We start from the raw sequence: 3,806 nt of genomic DNA, 5'->3' as shown, positions 1-3,806 counted from the left end.
CTCCACGGCTACCTCGGAGACGTCCCACCTGTCGAGCACGAGAACACGATCTATGCTGACGAAACCACCAGCAACCAGCTGGCCGGAATCAAATAGTCCGGGTCTCCAGCAAACCCAGTGCGATTCATCAGACCACTGATCTACTCCCTGCTGTGAGGCTGACCCACCCAAACTCTGGTCGCAGACAAACCCCCACACTTGCCCCAGCGGCGCGCGTGCTCCGTCTGAATCGCCCCGGCGTGTCCGGAGACTCACGTGTTTGGCAGTCCAATGGCTGGCTGCCTGTGAACGAGATCATAGTTGCTGGGGTCGAGGGCCGCTGAAGGCATGCTTCGTCGGCGGCAGATATTGTTGCCCTACTCCGACGGGTGAATGGGCTTTTGTCAAAGGGTTTGTAGCACCAAGATCCCGATTCCGGCCAGGAGCACGCTAGTGAAGTCGCCAACCCAACTCGCCGGCGCCCCGAAGAGGTAGCCAAAGCCGTGTGCCACCAGTCCACCCAATCCAAGCAATCCCGACACCACGACCACCCACAACATGATGTTGGGTGGATCAATACCCAAGAACGAAATGAGAGCGGCCACCGCTCCGACCAGCCATCCAAATACCCCAAAAATGAGCAACCACATTAAGGCCGCCAGCCCTGAGTCGATTTCCTCGCGGGCATCATCCCACGCCTCGGCCCAGGAATCCTGAAGGGCAACGACGTTCACCACCGTCACCAAGGCCGCAGAGATCCATCCCGATTTCTCAGCCTGACGCTTGCCCCGTCGCATGCCCACCTCCCCACTTCTCCTCGGCGCCCTACCTTGCCATGTCCAAGGAAACTAGACCCAGATCAAACCTGGGGCCAAACTCGGCATGACTTACTGCAGATACCCACCCATCGTGAGTCCCTCGCGCTCACGCGCTGTAGGTTGCCTGTGAGGTGGTCAAGTGCTCGACAGCCACCGGGTCGCACAGCTTGGGGCTGGTCCTCCAGCAGAGGGCTTCGAGTTCGGCGGGTGGCATGTCTCCGCAGTACTCGTAGAGCCGGCGGTAGTTGTACCAGTCGGCCCATTCAGCGGTGGCGTACTCGACGTCGTCGTTGTTGCGCCACGGCCCTCGCGGTTTGATCAACTCCGTCTTGTACAACCCGTTTATGGTTTCGGCCAAGGCGTTGTCATAGGATGACCCGACCCCGCCGACGGAGGCAGCGATCCCGGCCTCGGCGAGCCGTTCCGACAGCTTGATGGATGTGTATTGGGAGCCGCGGTCGCTGTGGTGGACCAGATCCGCGAACTCTCCACGGCCATCTCGTTGCCTGGTCCACACGGCCTGCTCGAGGGCGTCGAGGACGAGCTGGGTGCTCATGGTGGTGCCGGTGCGCCACCCCAGGACGCGGCGGGCGTAGGCGTCGATCACGAACGCGACGTAGACCCATCCCGACCACGTCGAGACGTAGGTGATGTCGGCCACCCATAGGCGGTTCGGTGCCGCAGGGGTGAAGCGGCGACGCACCAGGTCAGCGGGGCGGGCCGCTGCCGGGTCGGCGATGGTGGTGCGTTTGACCTTGCCCCGCACCGCCCCGGCGAGCCCGTCGGCGGCCATCAGTCGTTCGACGGTGCAGCGCGCCACTGGGATACCTTCCCGGTTGAGTTGCAGCCATACTTTCCGGGCGCCGTAGACGCCGTAGTTGGCGGTATGCACGCGACGAATCTCGGTCAGCAGTACGTCGTCGCGCTGTTGCCGGTGGGTGGGGAGTTTGTCTCGCCACTCGTAGTAGGTCGATGGGGCGATCTCGACGCCATGCTCGCAGAGCACTGCGCAGATCGGCTCGACACCCCACCGCAGACCATCGGATTCCCGATGATCGGCATGTTCCCGGATGAAGTCCACGATCACTGCCCGGGCCGGTCGAGCTCGGCCGAAAAGAAAGCCGATGCGGCCTTCAGGATCGAGTTCGCTCTCCGGAGCTCGGCGTAGTCGCGCTTGAGTTGCTTGATCTGCGCCGACTCCTGCGAGGTGACCCCGACACGGTCGCCTTGATCGATCTCGGCTTGGCGGACCCACTTGCGCAGCGTCTCGACGGTCCCGATGCCAAACAGCTGGGATACCTTCGTCATCGCAGCCCAGTCCGTCTGATGGTCGGAGCGGGTCTCGTGATACATCCTCACCGCCCGAGCCTTCAACTCAGCGGGGTACCTTTTCGACGTGTTGCCTGGCATGACTCCATCCTTCCCAAGGATTCGAGTCTCCGGACACGCCAGGGCGATTCAGTCCACGACACCGAGCCTCTGTGCTGATCACCAGAGCGATGGCGAAAGTTGCGCCGGTATCTCGACCAGCGGCACAGAGCCGCCCGTAGATAGTGCAGACACGATGCCCCGGTGCTCATCCTTGGTTCTCTCAGATCGCCGCAGTTCCTTGAGCGTGATCCAGACCCCGTCGGGATTCCTCTTCGACACCACGGCCAACACCGGAACCCAGTTTCGCGCTCCGTAAAGTGGACTCGGATTCACCGATCCAACTCCGATGACACGCTCCCAGCCGATGAATCCTGTCCAACGCCAGATGCCTCGTTTGGTCACAACTACGACGCCGGGTAAACCCGCGCACCAACCGCACCACGCGAAGAAGGGAATCACAAGGAACCACTCCCAGCCCGGTTCCACTGTCAGCCCGTACACCGAGGCCACCAAGGACGCCGTGAAGGTGATGTTCCAGATCCATTGATTCGACGTCAGGATCCGAAAGCCGTGCGTTGCCTGGCCCCCCTCGTTCAGGGGAGCGACTGCGGCGTCGCGGCTGTTTTCCGACCGTCTGGGGGTCGCTGTGGACCGGATATGAGTCCTTGGATCCGGGACGCGACGAAACAGAGGCACCACACCAGATTACGGGCACGGCCACGCCACCTGAACAGCGACACCGCGATGAGTCAACACGCCGGGGACCCACTGTTATCTGTGAAGAGCCGCTTTGTGAGTAGAGGATTGTGACAGGGCATTGTCGCAGAAAATGCCTTCCCTGGTCGTTGCCTGGCTGTGCCCAAGTTTTTGCGCGACCTTCCTGGCCGACTCGCCGCAACCGCACAGATCGGCGATCTACTCACGCTCGGCCAGACTCAGGGAATGGGAATCCATCAGCACCTCAAGCCGGTCCGGGTCGATCGCTCTGCCCTCTGAAACCAGACGTCGATGCCCGAAGAATCGTGGGGGTCACGGACACGACGAGGTGCCCCCGATGCCATCTTCGTGTAAAGGGTCCGCGCCGCGAGTTGTGCCGGGACGCCTGGCCCGGCCATGCACAATGACATTCGAGCGACGGCAAGAGGTGGCAACAGCGACAGAGCGAATCGTGTTCTTCTGTAGCTTGGCTGAGACCTCAGGAACGCTTGACTGAGACCACAGGAACGATTGGAAGACGACCATGACAGTTCAGGACCTCGCAGACGTTGGCGTCATCGGCATGGCCGTGATGGGTTCAAACCTCGCGCGCAACCTCGCGCGCAACGGCTACCGTGTGGCGCTCTACAACCGCACCACCAGCAAGACCGATGCGGTCATGGAGGAACATGGCCACGAAGGCGATTTCCGCCCGGCCGTTGAACTCGATGACTTCGTCGCCTCGCTGGAGCGTCCACGCCGCATCATCTGCATGGTCAAGGCCGGTCGCGGAACCGACGCAGTCATCGACTCCCTGATCCCCCTCCTGGAAGAAGGCGACATCGTCGTCGATGGCGGCAACGCCCACTTCGAGGACACCCGGATCCGCGAGAAGCGTCTGCGTGAGGTGGGCCTGCACTTCGTCGGCGCCGGGATCTCCGG

At 62.2% G+C, this 3,806-nt stretch carries 3 protein-coding genes; 1 reads left to right on the top strand and 2 read right to left on the bottom strand.

Annotated features, from left to right (window positions below):
* Nucleotides 1-383: 383 nt before the first annotated feature.
* Nucleotides 384-776 (bottom strand): hypothetical protein, encoded by a 393-nt coding sequence (locus tag EAX62_RS16505; RefSeq protein ID WP_147454163.1) that lies wholly within the window; start codon nucleotides 774-776, stop codon nucleotides 384-386.
* 127 nt (nucleotides 777-903) lie between these two features.
* Nucleotides 904-2,207, bottom strand: a protein-coding gene (locus tag EAX62_RS16500; protein ID WP_407703347.1) for an IS3 family transposase whose coding sequence is annotated in 2 segments (ribosomal slippage) — nucleotides 904-1,919 and nucleotides 1,919-2,207 — 1,305 coding nt in all. Because the reading frame shifts where the segments join, the coding sequence is not laid out codon by codon here.
* 1,201 nt (nucleotides 2,208-3,408) lie between these two features.
* On the opposite strand from EAX62_RS16500, the gene EAX62_RS16495 reads away from it, so the two are divergent.
* Nucleotides 3,409-3,806 (top strand): NAD(P)-binding domain-containing protein (locus EAX62_RS16495; RefSeq protein ID WP_233558026.1); only part of this gene is annotated, 398 nt, incomplete at its 3' end.

This window comes from Tessaracoccus antarcticus (genome assembly GCF_003688855.1).
GTDB lineage: Bacteria > Actinomycetota > Actinomycetes > Propionibacteriales > Propionibacteriaceae > Arachnia > Arachnia antarctica.
Note: the sequence above shows the minus strand (reverse complement) of the source record. Positions and strands in the feature narration are given on the sequence as shown.